Source organism: Avibacterium paragallinarum, assembly GCF_011765605.1.
In the GTDB taxonomy this organism is placed as follows: Bacteria; Pseudomonadota; Gammaproteobacteria; order Enterobacterales; family Pasteurellaceae; genus Avibacterium; species Avibacterium paragallinarum.
The window spans coordinates 2260948-2280673 of record NZ_CP050316.1 but is presented as its reverse complement, the minus strand read 5'-3'; the positions used below and the strand labels follow the sequence as shown (position 1 = coordinate 2280673).

Sequence of the window (19726 nt, the reverse complement as noted above, 5' to 3'; positions counted from 1 at the left end):
TTTTATGCTATTATTTTGCGAAATTTTTTTATTTAGGAGACAAAACAATGTCAGAAATTCAACAACTTCAGCCACAATTATTATGGAAATGGTTCGATCAAATTTGTGCCATTCCACACCCCTCTTATCACGAAGAAGCCCTCGCCAATTTCATCGTAAATTGGGCGAAAGAAAAACAGTTTTTTGTCGAACGTGATGAAGTCGGCAATATTTTAATCCGCAAACCTGCCACGAAGGGAATGGAAAACCGCCCGTCAGTGGTGCTACAAGCTCACCTTGATATGGTACCTCAGGCAAATGAAGACACGCCACACAATTTCCAAACCGACCCAATCCAACCCTATATTGAGGGCGAATGGGTAACTGCCAAAGGCACAACCTTAGGGGCGGATAACGGTATCGGCTTGGCTTCTGCCCTTGCCGCATTAGAAGCGGAAGACCTTGCTCACCCAGAGTTAGAAGTCCTGCTCACAATGACCGAAGAGCAAGGAATGGAAGGGGCGATTGGTTTGCGTCCAAACTGGTTGAAAAGTCAAATTATGATCAACACGGATACCGAAGAAAACGGCGAAATTTATATTGGCTGTGCGGGCGGCATCAATGCCGATTTAACCATTCCCGTGCAAAAAATCGCCAACCCTTACGCGAACAGCTATCAGCTCGTGTTAAAAGGCTTGCGAGGCGGGCATTCAGGCGTAGATATCCATACGGGACGCGTTAATGCAATCAAAACCCTTGTGCGTTTCCTTGCTCATCTCAATCAACATTATCCGCACATCGAATTTGCCATCAGCCAAATCAATGGTGGTTCTGTTCGCAATGCCATTCCCCGTGAAGCCTTTGTTACCCTATCTATTGACGGTGATGTTGCCCCATTACAAAGTGCGGTGGAAAATTTTGAAGTTTTATTAAAAACCGAATTAGCCATTGCCGAGCCTAACCTCAGCCTATTTTTGCAACCCGTTGAAAAAACTGCACAAATTTTTGACCGCACTTCACAAAACAACGTCATCAATCTGTTAAATGCGTTGCCAAACGGCGTCATTCGTCAAAGCGATGCGGTGAAAAATGTAGTGGAAACCTCGCTTAGTTTAGGTGTGATAAACACAGAGGCAGATCAAATCAATACCACCATTTTGATCCGCTCCCTCATTGAAAGCGGAAAACATTCGGTGCAAGAAACTTTAACTTCATTGGCAGAACTCTGCGGAGCAAGCGTCATCTTCTCAGGGAATTACCCCGGCTGGGAACCTCAACCCGACAGCCCAATGCTCGCCCTCACCCGCAAAATCTACGCCGATATTTTAGGCTACGAGCCTGAAATCAAAGTAATTCACGCGGGCTTGGAATGTGGTTTGTTGAAAAAAATCTATCCAAACCTAGATGTGGTTTCTATTGGTCCAACCATCATCAACGCCCATTCCCCTGATGAAAAAGCGCATATCCCCGCCGTGCAAACTTACTGGGAATTATTAACGAAAATATTGGCGGAAGTGAAATAACGCTAAGATAAGTGCGGTGAAAAATAAACGAATGTTTACCGCACTTTGCTCAATGAATACCTTCTAAAAATCGCTGCGTTATGGCTTTATTCTATTGCTTTTATACACCAGTTCCGCAACATTCTTAACGACCTGATAATCTAAATCAGGTGTATCAGAATTCAGACAATGGAAATTTTTACGGGCATAGGCAATTTTCATTTGCTCACTTTCGCGTAATTTTTCTTCCGCCACACCGCGTTGAATGCCCTCATCTGTATTTTTGGTTTCTGCCACAAAATAGATTTTGTTTTCACCTTTAAACACCACTGCCCAATCGGGGTTGTAATGGCCTAATGGGGTAGGGATTTTAAATTTTTCAGGCAGCTTAAAATAAAATTCCACTTCTTCGCTGGTTTCACAATCTTTAGCAAATTGATATTCGGTTTGGGAATCTAGCGGAATATAGTTTTCATAAATGGTTTTTTGTTTTTCTGCCACTTCAAAAGTGTGATCATTTTTAAAAAATTCAAAATCCTGAAATAGCGTCATTGCATAGGTTTTACCGGTGATTTTGCGGTATTCCACGCCATCTTCCATGATTTGCTGTAACGCAAGGTTGATTTTTTCAGCAACTAAATCAATAAACTGTTGTGGATTATGGAAAACTTCGGGCAGCCTTTGCGATTGTTGCAAAATCTGGCATAAGCTTATTCGCGTTAATCCTGTTTTGTTTTGCAAGGCATTGAGCAGGTCAGGAATATGGAATGAAGCACGCACATTGGTTGCCCCTGTTGAGCGATATTGTGTGCTTATGCCTTGTTCATTGATGGTTAAATGGGCTTTTTCGTGGCGGATTTGTATCGCCTCAATCGGCGGCATTCTGCGAATTTTTTCCACCGCACTTTTAATTAACTCTTGTTGTTCAAACTTCACCCGATAAGTGGTTTGATACTGAATACGTTCCCACAGTGCTTGAAAATTGGGGTGTAGGCTAAAATCTTTGCGATATTGAACCCGTTTTTTATCTTCACGTTTTTTGATATTGCTCTTGGCAAACTGCACGCCGCATTCTTCTTCAATTTCACGCTGAAGGCTGGCAGCAAATTGTTCATAGCTTTCATTGGCAATCACGGTAAGGATATTTTGGCGGCGATCATAAATCCGTTGCCCTTGCTGATTAACAGGCAGCCTTAATCCACGCCCGATTTCTTGGCGTTTTTTCATTTCGCTGGCGGTATCGTTTAAGGTGCAAATCTGAAACACATTCGGATTGTCCCAGCCCTCTTTTAATGCGGAATGAGAAAAAATAAACCGCAACGGGTTGTTTAAATCCAATAGCCGTTCTTTGTCTTTCATAATCAGGCGATAAGTGTCGTTATCCGCTTGTGTGCTGCCATTGGTGTCTTTGGCATTGCCTTTTTTATCTTGGGAAAAATAGCCATTATGCACGCCTTGCGGATCGCTGCCTGAAAGTTCGCGGTAAATGGCATCAAACCATTGGGCGAATTTACCGCCATTGCGGTAATTATCCACTTTATCAATAAAAAACAGAGAAAGCACTTTAATGCCTTGCTCACGTAATTTTTTCTCTTTTTGCAAATGCTCGGCAATGGTGCGGCGGATTTGCATTTGCTGAATGTCGTCTTTTAATTGGGAATAATCCGTTCCTTGATAAATTTCCACCCCATTGGCAAAGGAAACCATTTTTTGTTCGGTATCCATTCCGCTCAAAATAAAGCCATTGTGGTATTGTTCATTTTGATTGGAAAGATCAAATAAATCTTGATTGGGCTTGACGGTGATGGCTTTTTTCTTCATCGCCTTTTTGTCGTTCACCAATAATTCAATTTTGGCTGACCAGCTTTTTTGACTCGTTTTGATTTCTTTCAGCGATAAATACACACCATTTAAATCATTGTCTGCCAACACGCTGTCCACCTCAATTTGCTTCACCAAGCCCAATTCGTAGGCTTGCACGGGATTGAGGCTGTAAACAGGGTTGTAGGCATTTTTATGCGTGGCGGAATAACGCAAGGTAAACAATGGGTTTAAACTTTCAATCGCTTTACGGCGGGTTTCAGTTTCCATATTTTGCGGTTCATCAATGATCACAATGGGCGATGCCGTCTGAATATATTCAATCGGGGCAATGCCACTTTCTCGAACCGTATTCATCACATTGTTTTCTTTCGCGAAAGCATCAATATTGATCACCAAAATATCAATATGGTTGCTTTGGGAAAAGTTTTTTAATGCGGTTAATTGCGTGCTTTTATATTCGCTGTATTTCACGCTCGGATTATCAAACACCGTAGCAAAATGGGATTCGGTAGCACGCAAGGTGTGCAATACGCCCTCGCGAATAGCAACGCTTGGCACCACAATCACAAATTTTTGCCAGCCATATTGTTGGTTTAATTCAAAAATGGTGCGTAAATACACATAGGTTTTGCCCGTTCCCGTTTCCATTTCTACGGTAAAGTTTTTGCCCTGCTCGGCAATCAAAGTGCGGTAGATTTTTGCTTTATTTTGTTGCTCGTGTAAATTGTCTTGCAAAGCAGCTTCATTCAACTGCAACGGGCGATTTCCCCCAATATTCTCCGCATTTGGGCTGGTTAAAACCAATCCCTCTTCTTGGGCGTTCCCTTGCCCCTTAAACAATTGAACCACCGCATCAACCGCCTGCAATTGATAATCTAAGGTTTCAAATTGAAGCTGCATTTTCTTCTCCTTAAATCACCAATAAAGCAATATTCGCATCGCTCATTTGCAATTCGGTATTTTTCTTGAATGCGTCATCGCCGTTAAATAAACGATCCAGAATCACCACTTTTTGCGGTTGGCGTGCCATCACGGCATTGATTATTGATTCATTCACTTCGTTTAATATCAATGCCACGCGCTGATGGTTTTCTTCCACCCAATACACTTGATTTTCCCACCGCACTTTTGCCGTGAGGCTAAAGCCCAAACGCAATAATAATTCATACATCATCGCCTGCGTGTCTGTATTCTCTGCCACAGGGTCAATAAACATTTGCAATTGCTTTTCTAAATCCTCTTCTGTGGGCGTTTGCCATTGTTTGAAATGGCTGACTGAAAGTTTAAAGGCTTTAAAGCCTGTATCTATTGTTTTGTCGGGATATTGCTCGGCGATTTGCTTGCCCGCACGGCGAATGCGTTCTTTGGATATTTCGGCAATAGTTTGAAAACCTGCTTTAAAGGCTTCGGATTTTTCGTCCGTTTTTTCAGGCAGCTGCACGCAAATAAAACGGCGATTGCCGCCATCTTCGGCATTGAGCTGCATCACCGCGTGGGCGGTGGTGGCAGAGCCTGCAAAGAAGTCGAGGATCAACGAATTAGCATTTCCACCTAAAATCAATATTTGTTTGATCAAATCAACAGGCTTAGGATAATCAAAAAACTGTTTTCCATCCATCAGTTCTTTTAAAGCCCTATTAGCAGAATCCGTATGTCCAACTTCATCATATTCCCAAATGGTTGAGCTTGTTCTCCCTTGTTTTACTTCAGACAAAAATTGTTTAATGCAGGGAACATTATTGCCTTTTACTCCAAACCAAATTCGATTATCGGCAATCATTTCATTAAATTTTTCTTTAGAAACAACCCAACTTCTTCCATTAGCAGGAAAAACTTTTCTGCCACTTGGTGTTGTAATTTCATAAATATCTTTCTGAGTTACACGTCCAACAGATAAGTCTCCGGCTTTCCAAGCTCCACGAGGATCATTATCAGGATTACTATAACGCTTATCTTGCTCTTTTGTTCTAGGCAATAAATTTTGACGATATTCCAAAATATTTTTTGCATAAACAATTATAAAGTCATGATTCTTTGAAAAAAACTTTGCATCATTTTGGATACCATATTTCTTTTTCCAAACCACCTCTGCCACAAAATTCTCTTCCCCAAATACTTCATCACAAAGCAATTTCAATTGAGCTTGTTCATTATCATCAATGGAAATAAAAATCACGCCGTCATCACGCAATAAGTTTCTTGCCAAATGCAGGCGAGGCAACATCATATTGAGCCAATTGCTGTGATAATGCCCGTTTTCTTTGCTGTTTTTCACAAAAGCCCGCTTGAGCTTGCCCGCTTCGTCTTTATCGCCCACTTTTTCTGCATAATCGGCTTGGCTTTCGGCAAAGTTATCTTTATAGATAAAATCGTTCCCCGTGTTGTACGGCGGGTCGATATAAATCATTTTCACGGTATTAAAATAGGATTTTTGCAGGACTTTGAGGACTTCTAGGTTTTCGCCCTCAATAAACACATTTTGCGATTGGGCAAAATCCACACTCTCCGCCTCGCAAGGAGTAAGCGTTTGTTGCGTTGGGGTTTGTAAAACCTGATAGGCTTCGGATTTTCCTGCCCAGTTGAGGGTATAACGATCAGGATTAGTGGCGATTTCGTTGGCAAATAATTGTTTAAACTTTTCAAAATCGATTTGCTGTTCAGAAAAAATTTCAGGCAGCAAGGATTTGAGTTGCGAGAGCTGTTGCTCCCTTAACGAAAGATGGTCAAGCTGCTGTGCTGTGCTGTGCTGTGCTGTGCTGTGCTGTGCTGTGCTGTGCTGTGCTGTGCTGTGCTGTGCTGTGCTGTGCTGTGCTGTGCTGTGCTGTGCTGTGCTGTGCTGTGCTGTGCTGTGCTGTGCTGTGCTGTGCTGTGCTGTGCTGTGCTGTGCTGTGCTGTGCTGTGCTGTGCTGTGCTGTGCTGTGCTGTGCTGTGCTGTGCTGTGCTGTCAGGCATTATGATGTGTCCTTTTTTTATGTCAACTTTTTTATCAAAAAATTTTTATTATTCTACAAGCTAGAGCATAAATTAAGAAATAAAATCATCATTTTGTCAATTTTTTACGTTGTAAAATTCCAATGATAAAAATCACCGCACTTTTGTTTCTTGCCTTGAAATCTTTTCCGCCATACAATCCGTTTTTTATCAATAATTTAGGAGAAATAAAATGACACAATCCCATTTTATTTTGCGTCAATCTCGTATCGAGGATAATCAAGAAATCGAAAATGTGATTCAAGAAGCCTTCGCTAATATGCCATTCAGTGATGAAAAAGAAGCCTTACTTGTCCGCCGTTTATATGAAAACAACGAGGTTATACTAAGTTTAGTTGCTGAGAATGAAGGGAAAATAATCGGACATATTTTATTTAGCCCCGCTACCATTGGACAACAACCCGTGTTAGCCTTAGCTCCCCTCTCTGTATTACCTCAGTGGCAAAAACAAGGCGTGGGAAAAGCACTGATTTTAGCAGCACATCAACAGCTTAAAAACAAGGAATATGCTGCTATCGTCGTATTAGGACACCCTGAGTATTATTCTCGCTTTGGCTATCAAACGGCTTCTCATTACGGAATTACCGCCCCCTTCCCCCTGCCAGAAGGTGTGTTGCGTGTTCTTCCCTTTACAGAAAAGCCACCACAAGGAGAAATAATCTATGCGAAAGCCTTTAATTTAAATTGATAATTTAGGTTGATACAGAACATTGACATTCAATCATTTTGGTATGTGACTTAAAAATAAAAAAACACCGCACTTCTAAGTCAAATGCCTATAAAAGTGCGGTATTTTTTCGGACCAGTTTTTACCATTGAAAAATTAATTATATTTCAACCCAATCACCCCTCTATAGCCGTGATGACCAGTTCGATGACCAAATTGTTGCTCATAACGTACATCCGTGTACAAATAGAACTTACGAGATAAAGGCAATTGCAACCCTACTCCTGCTTCCCACCATAGATTCCCATAACCTTGTTCAAATTTCACATCATTAATCCGAACTCCCGTGCGATTGTAAAAATCTTTCCAAATATTCGCAACCGCATAAAGGGAACGTGCTTGCCATTCATCTTCTAACGCTCTATTACGCACAACCCGAACGCCTACACGACCTCGCAACGCATTGCTATTTGACATCTCTATCTTATCGTTCGGATTCTTCGCGGCGATAAATTGATAAATCAATTGGGCTTGAGGCTCTATAAACCACCCTATTTTTTCTTCTGACGAACTCACTGCGAAAGGCTTACCCGCTTCTACTGAGAACAATACCCCAAAACCACTATATCTTACTTTTTCTCCCTCTAAACGTGCTTGGTACTGATTTCTGAAGTAAGACATCAATCCCACTAAATCCACATAACCGCCATCTTTTGCATAACGGGTATGCTCCGCTCCTAGATGGAAATGATGGGTGCGGAGTTTTCCTTGATAGAGGATTTGCTTATTCTCATCTTCACCATAGAATTTCGCTTTACCTACTCGATAACCCGCAAATATCCCCGTTAATCTATGCCCCGCTTCTTTCTTCTCTATGCGGTCATAACCTAATTGAAATCCATAATCTCGCAACTTAAATGACGCATTTTCATCTCCTTTTTGCGTCAAATAATCCCCTAACACTCTGCCCCAAGGCTGACCTTCTGTTTCCTTCAATTCCCAGTTCTCACCCCGTCTTTCGTGTAAGGTGCGTACGCTCGCAAATCCCTGTTCTAAATTCACTCTCGGTGCCAGTGCCAGCCAAGACATTGTTGGTTGTTGCGGTTGGCTTGGTTGGGGCGGTTTTTTCGGTTCTTCATAGTCTTTTAACACATTTTTAATGTGGTTCTCAATAACATTGTCAGCCACTTTATCATCACGATCGCCATCATCAGGATATATATGCATATGACGATCATCCAAATAATACTCAGTGATACCTCTCTTACTACACAATTCATAAAAGTTATCCAAATCTGCTAGATCACCCTCTTGGCACTCACGTATAAAATCTTTTAGATCCGTTTCAAACTCTGTCCTACTTAAATACGTCTTCTTGGTCCCACTATCCTCCTCCTTCGCAATAACAACATTTGGCATTACTAAACTAACAAGCCCTAAAACAGCAAGCCAAGTTTTTAAATGTGTTTTCATTTCCCCCTCCAAAAATAAAAATAACCAATGGTATGAATACCTCATTATAAGTAATTTCGGGGGGGGGTAAAGCATACTTTATGAATTTGTGAGCAAAATCACAGATTTTAGCTACAAAATTCGGAAAGATTGTTACAGTTTTGTTAATTCCCTTTTTATTACGAACATTCGTCATAAAAATAGATAACAAAATGACCGCACTTCAAAGAGAAACGTCCTAAAAGTGCGGTGATTTTTGACCGCACTTTTTTTATTGAGCAATGAAAAGGTTGGCTAGGAACGATTTTCAGACGGCCTTTTCTGCCGCCATTTGCCTCAACAAACACGCATTAACGCCATTAAGCCACGGTGTGTAAATCTTGTATTGCCTGCCGTACAATGCGAATGCCACTACGCAAAATCAGTATGCTCAATATGACGCTGGCGGCTAAATCCACCCATTGCCAATTCCATAGCCACGCACTCAAGCCTGCGACAATCGCCACCAGCGAGCCAAATAAATCCGCTAAAACGTGTAAATACGCCGCACGGATATTAAGATTTTCCCGATCACTTTTGAGCATTAGCCACGCCACCAACAGGTTTACCAACAAGCCCAACACGGCAACCACCAGCATCGAGCCAGCCAGCATTGGCACGGGGTTTTGCCAGCGTTCCAATGCCCCCCATAAAATCCCCAACGCAACCACAATCAACGAACCGCCATTCATCAATGCCAGCCATTTTTGTTTCAACGGCGATAAATACAAGGCGATTAATGCCACAAAAAGCGACAGGCTGTCATTGAGCATATGCCCCGCATCCGCCATCAATGCCAAGCTATGAAAATAACGCCCGCCAAGCCATTCTACCAAGGCATAGCTGGTGATCAGCACAAAGCTCAATAGCAAAATACGTTTATTGTGTGCATGATGAATATGCGGATGTGAATGATCGTGATGATGTGAATGAGTCATTTTTTCCTTCTTTTTACTGAAATGGATTGTATCAATCTGGCGATTACTATAAAGTCTGTATCCACTACAGGGTCAAGCATCAAAAGAAAAATAATGAAAATAAATCAATTCAGCCAACGCAGCGGCGTGCATTTAGAAACCATTCGTTTTTACGAAAAAAAGGGCTTATTGCCCACGCCGAAACGCGACGCCAATGGTTATCGTCAATATGATGAAGACGACCTCAATGTGTTGCAATTCATCAAAATCTGCCGAACACTGGATTTTTCGTTAGAAGAAATCAAACAGCTCAACCATTTACGTCATCAGCCTGCCGAACATCATCATTTGGATCAGATTGTGCAAAAACAACTGGAAAAAATCGAAGAAAAAATCGTCCAACTGATAGAAATGCGAGATTTCTTGCAAACCCTAACGCAACAAGGTGAGCATAGCGAATCCGAATGTCAAACCATCGCCCGTTTACGCCAATTACCGTAATAGGCAAATGTTCAGACGGCATTCATCTTTGTATGAATTTTTATGGGAAAAATGCGGTGAAAACACACCGCACTTTATATTGTGAAAAACCGCCTACCTTAATGGATATTCAAACTCGACAGCGATCGCATCACCAAATCCACATCTTTATTTTCCAGCTCGTGAATAATGTGCAGATAGGTTTTTTGTGTGGTAGTGATGCTGGCGTGTCCTAATCGTCTTGCCACACTGGCGATAGAAACGCCGGCAAAAAGCAGTAATGAAGCGTGGGTGTGGCGTAATCCGTGTACCGTAATAATCGGAATCGCTGCTTTTTTACAATAACGTGCAATAAGATCATTAATTGTAGAGTTATAAACTTTTTCGTAGTTAGGCAGAAAAATCGGAATATTTTCCGGACAATGGCGAATTAATTGTGCAAATTGAATGATGGTTTGCCAATCCAACTGAACCTTGCGAATGGAAGAGCGATTTTTAGTGGGTAAAAATCCACCTTCATTTTTATAATCCCAAGTTTTATTTATTGTCAGTGTTTGCCGTGCAAAATCAAAATCTTTTGGCGTAACCGCAAGAGCCTCAGAAAAACGTAATCCAGTCTTAGCAATTAACAAAATAAGCCAATCAAAACTGAGTTTTTCATTTAAATTAAGTTGATGGATCAGGGTTTGTAGTTCGTATTGGCTCAAATATTTAGGCTTTTTCTCACGCGGGATTTTACCTTTAATAATCGCCTTACGGGTAGGATCCCGAATAATTAGCCCCTCATCTACAGCATCTAAAATAGCTCCTTTGATTTGATGGTGAAAATCCATCACGGTTTGGCGTTCGTGGTTGTTGGCGTAGTCATTGAGCAGTTGTTGATAGCTAATGCGGTTGAGATCGCACAGCCGTAATTTGGGAGCGAGGCGAATCAACCAAGTGTGGCTCATTTGGTATTTAGCGAGTGTTACGGGACGAATCGCACCCTCTTTATAAATACTGATCCAACGTTTGAAATAGCGGTGAAAAAGTTCTTGATTAGTTAATTGCATAATGATGTCCTCTCTATTATTGGGTTAAAAGTTATACAACACAATTTAAGAACGCTTTGTTGATGAGTTACATTTTGCAAGAATTTTGTATTATTTTTATTATATTTTTCTAATAACTTACGCTTATGAAGAGTAATAAGGCGATCTAGCTGTTTAAATAGATTGCCGATTTTTTGTTGTTCTGGGAGTGCTGGTCGTATAATAGACAATTTCAAAAAGTCTTTTTCGTGAATTCTCCATTGCCCATATACAACACCTTGCCGATATCTTGTCATTTGATAAATAAAATCTTTTTGTATTAATCTTTGACCAATAAAGTAAGGGTCATTTGATTTATCAATATAAAAAATACTGTAAACAGGTGAAATACAAGCTTTTCCATATCTATTTAAGCCTATTGAGCCAGTTTCCAGATTATTAGAGCTGTATATAAAGTCATCTAATTCTGTGTGTTTATATTTTTTACTTTCTTCATCAGAAACTAAAAAATCTCGATTATATCTTTCTCCTTTATCGGCAATTCCTTGACCCGAAATAAAAGCCATCAATGGGTATTCATTTGACTTTGGATATTGTTCATTTCTTTCTTTTACTATTTTCCCCAACTTGCACTTTTCCCAAGCGTATGGATTTTGGGCGGTAAAAAAGCCATTTAAGTGTTTGCTTAAATGGCTTAGATTCTTAAAATTAATCTAATTATTTCAATAAATTACAATCCCATCTCCACACCTAAAATTTTAAGTTCGGCATTGATTTCGGCTTCCAATTCGGCAATTTCGGCTTTATCGGCGGCAATTTGTTTTAGCACTTCATCAAGGTTAATTTCTTCCTCTTCTTCAAAGGTGTCCACATAGCGAGGAATGTTGAGGTTGTAATCATTGGCTTGAATTTCCTCCGCACTGGCAAGGTGGGCAAATTTTTCAATGTCTTGCCGTTTTTCATATGCGTCCATAATAGCGTTAATATGGGCTTCGCTAAGGTGGTTTTGGTTTTTGCCTTTATCAAAATGGGCGCTGGCATCAATAAAGAGGATATCTTTTGAAGTGCGGTCTTTTTTCAGCACCAAAATACAAGTTGGGATCGATGTGCCAAAAAAGAGGTTGGCAGGCAGTCCGATTACGGCGTGTAAATAATTCTTTTCAATCAGAATTTTGCGGATATGCCCCTCTGCTGCACCGCGGAATAGCACGCCGTGCGGCAGCACAATCGCCATTGTGCCTGTGCTGTTGAGGTGGTAAAGGCTGTGCAAAATAAAGGCAAAATCAGCTTTGGATTTTGGTGCGAGCTTGCCATATTCGGCAAAACGCGGGTCTTTTAGTTTGCGGTCGTCATTGTCCCAGTTGGCGGAATAAGGCGGGTTGGCAACCACAGCATCAAAACTGCGAGGCTTGTCGATGCCGTCAACCAAGCCATCTGGCCAATCGCTTTCTAGCGTGTCGGCGTTGGAGAGAGTCATATTTTGGAAGCTCACGCCATGCATCATTAGGTTCATTCGGGCTAAGTTGTAGGTGGTGGTGGAAAGCTCTTGCCCGTAATATTTGATGACGCCATCTTGTTTACCGTTGGGCAGGGCATTACCCACAGTAAGCAATAATGAACCTGAGCCACAAGTGGGGTCATACACGCTGAATGTGTTTTCAGACGGCGTTTGTTGGGTAACAATGCGGGCTAAAATTTGGCTGACTGCGTGCGGGGTGTAGAACTCACCGCCTTTTTTGCCTGCGTTGGCGGCGAATTTACCGATGAGTTCTTCATAGATTTCGCCCAAAATATCGCGGCCGTTGTCGTCTTTGTATTGCACTTCATCGACAAGTTTCACCACTTTATTTAAGGCACGGGTGCGTTCGTTGGTGCTGTGTCCAAGGCGGGAATCGCCTAGGTTTAAATCGTTGAAAATACCGCGAAAATCTTTGGCAGCTTCGGGGTTGATTTCGCTGTTTTTGTTGAAGCTGTCAAAAATGGCTTGATAATCGCTCGGCACAATTTGGTTTTCTTCAATGCGTTCCATCAGGCTTTGCCAAGTGTGTTGCGGTGCAATGGCATAGCCAAGGGTGTGGGCGATGTCTTGCAAATAATCTTCTAAGCCATCGGCGGCAACGGCTTCGGCATAAGCCTCGTTCACGCTTTGCCCTGCTTGGGGTTCGATAATATGATTGTCGATTAAATAGGCTTCTTGATGCTCGGAAAGGTAGCGATAGAAAATAAAGCCGAGAATGTAATTTTTGTATTCGGACGCGTCCATATTGCCGCGCAGCTCGTTTGCCATTGCCCAAATTTGGTTGGTGATGTTGCTAATTTTGGTTTGGTTATTCATAAAAACTCCGATTTTTTGTGATTCTGTGTGATTTTTTAAACAAACATTTGTTGCAGTAAGGCTTTTTTCAAAAGCTGATAGTGTTCGTGCTGTCGCTTATGAAGAGTAATCAGACGATCTAGCCGTCTGAAAAGCGCGCCGATTTTTTGTTGCTCGGGGAGGGAGGGGAAAGAAAGTACACGTTTTTCCATTGTTGATTTTGTAACGTGTACCATCGTTGTGCCATTTGTTGACTGCTTAATTTTTTCTTTGTCTGTTTCTAGCCAAACATAAAGATAATTTTTATCTATAATTTTGTAATTCAGTTCTAACTTCCAGATATGATAGTGAAAAATAGCTTTTTCACCTGCCCAAAATTTTGGTCCAAAGTCAGTTGCCCAAAGGTAAAGTAGATCCCCTGCAACCATATATTTGTTATTTTCAAGTTCTAAATTTGAGTAGTACCAATGTTCATTAGTATTAAAATTCCCAACTCGAACGACTTTATATTTTCCCTCATTTAATAATTCTTCTTGTTTATATGCTTTCCCATTTATAAATTCCGCCACCTCCCCCAGCTTGCACTTTTCCCAAGCGTCAGTAAATTCAGGGTAACGGAGTTTGGGTTCATTGTTATTTTTCATTTTCTCTTTTCCATCAAATACTGATTATACAACCTGCAGATAAAATAGGTTTTATCTGATTTATAGATTCAACAGTATAAAAAACTAACATTTTTCCCTCTTAATACTTGAGCTAGATAGTGATTTTTTAAAGCAGTTTCATTACTCGCCAAGCGTTTTTTTATTGTTTGTAAACGCCGTTCCATCTGATATACACGCCCAATACGGCGTTGTATTTCTAGTGGAGGCAATTTCCCTAATTCCAACATACGCAATTGACTTACAGAATATTTCCTTACTGTTGAACCTTGTAAGGACATCGTAAATTGTCTTTTAATATCACTATCTTGATTAAGTAAATACACTAAAAAATTTGTATCAAGTGCTATCTTAGGGCGTAAACGTACAAAATTATTTGAAATAATATGCCCCTCCCTTGTAGAGCTAACACTCGCTACTAATCCTGACATTAAGCCAAAAACGATATCTCCTTCAATCAAAGACAATACATTATCCCAAGTAAAAATTCTTTCGTTGATAGGTATCACATCTTGTAATTCAAAATCGGCTAATAAATCCGCCTGATCGTATAAAGCATAGGAAGGCACATTTTTTTCATTAATCTGATTAATCCTAGATAATGGCGTGCCACTTTCAATAAAAGCGATATCCTTTAATAACATTTACAATCCTATTTATAATTGTAATGGTGGTAATTTTATTTTCTTAAAATATAAAGTCAATATTGTAATTTTAATTAATTACAAATTATTTTTATAATATATCATTTTTATAAAAAAAAAACTGATCCAGGAAATCAGTTCTTTATCTAAGATTCAAAAATGGTATTTTATTTTTTTGATTGGTAAACAACTAAAATTGAAAAAATAATCGCGGCGATAACAGATAATAGATCCGCTCCCACCCAGAAATAAGCCAGTGCATCAAAATCATAAATTTTATTACCTGCGGTATCAATCACGGTGGTTTTATCAATCATAAAGCCAGTTAAGAATTCCCCCGCTGCTGCACCAGCATAACCAAATACGCCCATCATACCTAATGCAATGCCTGAAGCAGATTTATGAGAAATATCGGTGGCTAATAAACCGCCCAAGAAACAAAGTTGAATACCTAAGGTGATACCGAATACAGAAAGTGCAATAATTGCAAACCAGGTATTCCCTGCTGGAGCAAATAAAAATGCGGCGAGAGAAAGGGCATTTAGTAGGCTTACTACAACCGTCATTACATTACGTTTTCCTTGTAAGAAACGATCTGACAACCAGCCTGAAATAATTGTCCCTAAAATCCCGACAATACTGTTTACGCTAATGATAGAGGCCGCTTCCAGTGTGGTATAGCCTTTTCCATTTTCAAGGAAAAATACGCCCCAACTATTTACGCCATAACGTCCAATGTACATACAACAAGAAGCCACTGCAAGCACCCAAATAGCTGGGTTTTTAATCACATCCCATTGATGTTTTAAAACCTCTTTGTTGTCAAGTTCCTCTGTTTGTTTATTCATTGTAATGATCGGCTTAAATCCACAAGCGGCAGGGGAATCTTTCATAAACATCATCGCAACAAGAACACCGAGTAATCCCATTATTCCCGCAAAGCTAAAACCAAATCGCCAGCCAAATGTTGTAATAATCGCTGCGGTAACGATAAAGGTTATCCCTTCGCCAACATTATGAGCAACAGACCAAAAGCCATAATAAGAGCCACGTTCTTTGTCATCATACCAACGTGAGAGTGCAACAACGCAAGGTCCAACGCCCATTGATTGCACCCAACCATTGAAACCCCAAATCAATGTAAGTGCAATGGCACTTGTCGTCATTCCCATTGCAAAATTACATAATGCGGAGAAAAATAACCCAATGGAAAGATAACGTACAATATTAGAATGATCGGCTACGGCACTATTTACAAATTTTCCCACTGCATAAGTGATAAAAATAGCAGATCCAATCACCCCAAGTTCTGTAGGAGTTAAAATATTGTTATTCACTAACGCAGGTTTTGCGACATTGAAGGATAAACGGCACACATAATAAATGGCATAAGCAAAAGAAAATGCCCAGAAACTTTTCATTCTCGTGCTTTTAAACATTGCCTCTGTATAATTTTTAAGTGGTATGGCTGGGCTGGCTTTAAAGAAGTTTAAAATAGACATTGTATTTTCCTCCTATAAGGTCAAGGTTCGAATAGCTTCCAGTTGCTCAAAAACGCCTGTGCTACTGGCAAGAATGTAATTTCCTTTTAACAACCCATCATTCGCTAAAAAATGATTGGTTTTACCGCCTGCTTCTTGCACAAGCAGAATCCCTGCTAAGCAATCCCACGCATTAATATGTGGTTCAAAATAACCAATCAATCGCCCAGCAGCCACATAAGCGAGTGTTAAAGCCCCTGAGCCATTACGCACATACATTCCTCCTGCTTTTAATACTTGTTCAATAACAGGGATAAATGTGCTAGGCGGTACGCGATGAGACATACCTAATCCCACTAATCCCTCTTTCAATGTCTGCACTTTTGCTGTTGATAAAGGGGTTTCATTAACAAAAGCACCATTCCCTTTTGTGGCGTGGAATAGCTCTTTATGCAATGGATCGTAAATTAAGCCTATTACTATTTCTTGTTTATAAAGCACTGCGATAGAAATACACCACGCGTGCAAACCATATAAAAAAGGACTTGTGCCATCAATGGGATCAACCACCCAGCAAAAGTCCTTATCAAGCCCATCTGCCCCTGATTCTTCACCTAAAAATCCATCATCAGGAAAATGAGCTTTTAATGCGGTTTTAATCTCTTTTTCAACATTTTGATCAGCAATGCTTACTAAATCTTGTGCTTCTCCCTTTTTATGCTGAATGTTAAGTTTGTCTCTATTTAAGTAGAATGAGAGTGCTATTTCCCCCACATTCTTAATGAGATCTTTTGCAAAAACATAACGTTGCTGTATATGGCTATTCATATGTCCCCCTTTTGTTTCATACCCAACAAAATTAGAACATATATTTCAATATATAAAAACATCAAAATTTTTGTTTTGAGAGATGTTTCACAAAATATTTTTAGACAAGTTTTGACTAGGAAAAGAAAAACCACCCGAAGGTGGTTTTTTAAATACAGTAAAGAAAGTGCTGTAAAATTAGCGTTTATTTTTGACTAATTTTTCTGTCAGTTCGTAAGCACGTAGTTTTGCAAGTTCTTTAGAGAGTTTCGCGGCGAGCATTTCGTAGTTGGCGTCTTTTGCGTTGGCTACGATATTTTGTTCTGCCTGGCGTTTCGCTTCTAAAATACGATCTGCGTCAAGCTCTTTACCACGGATTGCGACATCTGCTAGGACGGTAACGACATTCGGTTGAACTTCTAAAAAGCCACCTGAAACGTAGATAACTTCTTCATTGCCATTTTCTAAAGTCAATTTGACGATACCCGGTTTGATTGCCGTTAATAAGGGGGTGTGGCCTGGTAAGATACCAAGCTCCCCTTCAATCCCTGTGGCTTGAATGCTTTTTACTTGACCAGTAAAAATGCTTTCTTCTGCACTTACAACCGTTAAATTTAATGTTGCCATTGTGATTCTCCTTCAAGTGTTTAATCAGGCTTGAAGTGATTACATTTTTTTGGCTTTTTCTAGCACTTCATCAATAGAACCAACCATATAGAACGCCTGTTCTGGAATATGGTCATATTCACCTTCTAAAATACCTTTGAAACCGCGAATAGTCTCTTTTAATGAAACATATTTACCTGGTGAGCCAGTAAACACTTCTGCAACGAAGAACGGTTGTGATAAGAAACGTTCGATTTTACGCGCACGCGCTACCACAAGTTTATCTTCTTCAGAAAGCTCGTCCATACCAAGAATCGCGATGATGTCTTTCAATTCTTTGTAGCGTTGTAAGATACCTTGTACGCCACGCGCTACATCATAATGCTCTTGGCCAACCACTAATGGGTCTAATTGGCGAGAAGTTGAATCAAGAGGATCTACCGCTGGGTAAATACCTAATGACGCAATTTGACGGCTTAATACAACCGTTGAGTCTAAGTGCGCAAAGGTGGTTGCTGGCGATGGGTCAGTTAAGTCATCGGCTGGTACATAAACCGCTTGTACAGAGGTGATAGAACCTGTTTTGGTAGAGGTGATACGCTCTTGTAATGCCCCCATTTCTTCTGCTAGGGTTGGTTGGTAACCTACCGCAGATGGCATACGACCTAATAATGCGGATACTTCCGTCCCTGCTAGGGTGTAACGATAAATATTATCCACGAAGAATAATACATCACGGCCTTCATCACGGAATTTTTCTGCCATAGTTAAACCGGTTAATGCAACACGCAGACGGTTACCTGGTGGCTCGTTCATTTGTCCGTAAACAAGGGATACTTTGTCTAATACGTTAGATTCGGTCATTTCGTGGTAGAAGTCGTTACCTTCACGGGTACGTTCACCTACCCCTGCGAATACAGAGTAACCTGAGTGTTCGATCGCAATATTACGGATTAATTCCATCATATTTACGGTTTTACCTACACCCGCACCACCGAATAAACCAACTTTACCCCCTTTTGCAAATGGGCAGATTAAGTCGATAACTTTAATCCCTGTTTCAAGCAATTCTGTGCTGTTTGCTTGATCTTCATAGCTTGGTGCAGGTCGGTGAATTGACCAAGTTTCTTCTGCACCAATTGGGCCTTGTTCGTCAATTGGTTCACCCAGTACGTTCATAATACGTCCTAGGGTTTTTGTTCCCACTGGAACAGAAATTGGTTTGCCTGTGTTAGACACGGATAAACCACGTTTTAAACCATCTGATGAACCCATTGCGATACAACGTACGATTCCACCACCTAATTGTTGTTGAACTTCAAGCACTAAGCCTGTTTCAACGTTTAAGGCATCATATACTTTTGGTACTGCATCTTGTGGAAATTCAACGTCAATAACCGCACCGATGATTTGTACAATTTTTCCAGTTGCCATTATCGATCCTCTTTACTTAAATTGCCGCTGCACCAGCAACAATTTCATTTAATTCATTTGTAATACTTGTTTGGCGAGCTTTGTTGTAAACTAATTGCAAGTCTTTAATTAAGTTTCCTGCATTATCAGTTGCCGCTTTCATCGCCACCATTCGTGCCGCTTGCTCAGAAGCCAAATTTTCAACTACCGCTTGATACACTTGAGATTCTAAATAACGAACCAATAAACTATCTAACAACACTTTTGGATCAGGTTCGTAGATATAGTCCCAAGATTGTGCGCTTTCACCTAAATCATCATTATCTAATTCAGGCAAAGGAACAAGTTTTTCTAAAGTAGGTTTTTGCGACATTGTGTTGATGAACTTATTGTAAGCAATGTAGATCGCATCTAATTTGCCTTCTCTATAAGCATCAAACATTTCATTTGCCGTACCAATTAATTCTTCAACAGAAGGCGTATCACCCATTCCTGAATTTTGTGTGGCAATATTCAAGCCAAGAGATTGGAAAAACCCGATACCTTTTGCACCGATTAAACCCAGTGAAACTTCCACTTGTTTTTCTTTCCAACCTTTGATTTCTTGAAGTGCGGTCTTAAATAAGTTGATATTTAAACCGCCACATAATCCACGATCTGTTGAAACCAGTAAGATCCCCACTTTTTTCACTTCTCGTTCCACTAAAAACGGATGTTTATAACCAATACTGGCTTTTGACACGTGGCTAATTACACGGCGTATTGCTTGAGCATACGGGCGTGAAGATGACATTCGATCCTGCGTTTTACGCATTTTCGATGCTGCAACCATTTCCATTGCCTTAGTAATTTTTTGTGTACTTTGAACGCTGGAAATTTTGGTTCTTATCTCTTTTGCACCTGCCATTGATGTTCTC

19 protein-coding genes are annotated in these 19726 nt (G+C 40.4%); 3 read left to right on the top strand and 16 right to left on the bottom strand.

The genetic code is table 11. The features are described from left to right. The first annotated feature begins 47 nt into the window (after window positions 1–47). Window positions 48–1502: an aminoacyl-histidine dipeptidase gene (locus HBL79_RS11060; RefSeq protein ID WP_035689230.1), complete on the top strand. Its 1455-nt coding sequence runs from the start codon at window positions 48–50 to the stop codon at window positions 1500–1502. Between the two features lie 78 nt (window positions 1503–1580). Here HBL79_RS11060 and HBL79_RS11055 read toward each other — a convergent pair whose 3' ends face one another. The 3 genes from HBL79_RS11055 to HBL79_RS11045 are packed head-to-tail and all read right to left on the bottom strand — an operon-like array spanning window position 1581 to window position 6257. Then, window positions 1581–4205: a restriction endonuclease gene (locus HBL79_RS11055; protein ID WP_035689233.1), complete on the bottom strand. Its 2625-nt coding sequence runs from the start codon at window positions 4203–4205 to the stop codon at window positions 1581–1583. A gap of 10 nt (window positions 4206–4215) precedes the next feature. After that, on the bottom strand, window positions 4216–5982 hold the full coding sequence (locus HBL79_RS11050; RefSeq protein ID WP_035689236.1) for a site-specific DNA-methyltransferase: 1767 nt from the start codon (window positions 5980–5982) through the stop codon (window positions 4216–4218). Window positions 5983–6014: 32 nt separating this feature from the next. Further along, window positions 6015–6257, bottom strand: coding sequence for a hypothetical protein (locus HBL79_RS11045; RefSeq protein WP_208743567.1), 243 nt, complete (start codon window positions 6255–6257; stop codon window positions 6015–6017). 211 nt (window positions 6258–6468) lie between these two features. Here HBL79_RS11045 and HBL79_RS11040 point away from each other — a divergent pair, with 211 nt between their 5' ends. Beyond that, the gene (locus tag HBL79_RS11040; RefSeq protein WP_035689520.1) at window positions 6469–6984 is read left to right on the top strand and encodes a GNAT family N-acetyltransferase; all 516 of its coding nucleotides are present in this window, start codon (window positions 6469–6471) and stop codon (window positions 6982–6984) included. Window positions 6985–7119: 135 nt separating this feature from the next. On the opposite strand, the gene HBL79_RS11035 is transcribed toward HBL79_RS11040, so the two are convergent. From HBL79_RS11035 to HBL79_RS11025, 3 genes are all read right to left on the bottom strand, one after another. Then, window positions 7120–8436 carry an autotransporter family protein gene (locus HBL79_RS11035; protein WP_167316924.1) on the bottom strand — a complete coding sequence of 439 codons (1317 nt, stop codon included), beginning with the start codon at window positions 8434–8436 and terminating at the stop codon, window positions 7120–7122. Window positions 8437–8594: 158 nt separating this feature from the next. Beyond that, entirely contained in the window at window positions 8595–8762 is a 168-nt protein-coding gene (locus HBL79_RS11030) for a hypothetical protein (RefSeq protein WP_156127739.1), read from the bottom strand. A 12-nt stretch (window positions 8763–8774) separates the two neighbouring features. Beyond that, window positions 8775–9392: a cation diffusion facilitator family transporter gene (locus HBL79_RS11025; protein ID WP_035688918.1), complete on the bottom strand. Its 618-nt coding sequence runs from the start codon at window positions 9390–9392 to the stop codon at window positions 8775–8777. A 93-nt stretch (window positions 9393–9485) separates the two neighbouring features. Here HBL79_RS11025 and HBL79_RS11020 point away from each other — a divergent pair, with 93 nt between their 5' ends. Continuing rightward, complete coding sequence (locus tag HBL79_RS11020; RefSeq protein ID WP_035688916.1) at window positions 9486–9872, top strand: MerR family transcriptional regulator; 387 nt, start codon at window positions 9486–9488, stop codon at window positions 9870–9872. A gap of 98 nt (window positions 9873–9970) precedes the next feature. Here the strand turns inward: HBL79_RS11020 and HBL79_RS11015 are convergent, their stop codons facing one another. The 10 genes from HBL79_RS11015 to atpG form a co-directional block, all read right to left on the bottom strand. Continuing rightward, complete coding sequence (locus HBL79_RS11015; RefSeq protein ID WP_035688914.1) at window positions 9971–10903, bottom strand: site-specific integrase; 933 nt, start codon at window positions 10901–10903, stop codon at window positions 9971–9973. Next, the gene (locus HBL79_RS11010; RefSeq protein WP_208743564.1) at window positions 10894–11508 is read right to left on the bottom strand and encodes a restriction endonuclease subunit S; all 615 of its coding nucleotides are present in this window, start codon (window positions 11506–11508) and stop codon (window positions 10894–10896) included. Before HBL79_RS11010 ends, HBL79_RS11015 begins: the two co-directional genes overlap by 10 nt. A 104-nt stretch (window positions 11509–11612) precedes the next feature. Then, window positions 11613–13217, bottom strand: coding sequence for a type I restriction-modification system subunit M (locus tag HBL79_RS11005; protein WP_035688911.1), 1605 nt, complete (start codon window positions 13215–13217; stop codon window positions 11613–11615). 35 nt (window positions 13218–13252) lie between these two features. Continuing rightward, window positions 13253–13840, bottom strand: coding sequence for a restriction endonuclease subunit S (locus tag HBL79_RS11000; RefSeq protein WP_167316923.1), 588 nt, complete (start codon window positions 13838–13840; stop codon window positions 13253–13255). Window positions 13841–13908: 68 nt separating this feature from the next. Further along, window positions 13909–14502 (bottom strand): restriction endonuclease subunit S, encoded by a 594-nt coding sequence (locus HBL79_RS10995; RefSeq protein ID WP_046097198.1) that lies wholly within the window; start codon window positions 14500–14502, stop codon window positions 13909–13911. Between the two features lie 167 nt (window positions 14503–14669). Further along, window positions 14670–16004 carry an MFS transporter gene (locus HBL79_RS10990; RefSeq protein WP_035688908.1) on the bottom strand — a complete coding sequence of 445 codons (1335 nt, stop codon included), beginning with the start codon at window positions 16002–16004 and terminating at the stop codon, window positions 14670–14672. A gap of 12 nt (window positions 16005–16016) precedes the next feature. Further along, window positions 16017–16811 (bottom strand): inositol monophosphatase family protein, encoded by a 795-nt coding sequence (locus tag HBL79_RS10985; protein WP_035688905.1) that lies wholly within the window; start codon window positions 16809–16811, stop codon window positions 16017–16019. A gap of 177 nt (window positions 16812–16988) precedes the next feature. Further along, window positions 16989–17417 (bottom strand): F0F1 ATP synthase subunit epsilon, encoded by a 429-nt coding sequence (locus tag HBL79_RS10980; protein ID WP_035688903.1) that lies wholly within the window; start codon window positions 17415–17417, stop codon window positions 16989–16991. Between the two features lie 39 nt (window positions 17418–17456). Then, entirely contained in the window at window positions 17457–18830 is a 1374-nt protein-coding gene (gene atpD, locus HBL79_RS10975) for a F0F1 ATP synthase subunit beta (RefSeq protein WP_035688900.1), read from the bottom strand. 16 nt (window positions 18831–18846) lie between these two features. Next, entirely contained in the window at window positions 18847–19716 is an 870-nt protein-coding gene (atpG, locus tag HBL79_RS10970; protein ID WP_035688897.1) for a F0F1 ATP synthase subunit gamma, read from the bottom strand. Window positions 19717–19726 lie beyond the last annotated feature (10 nt).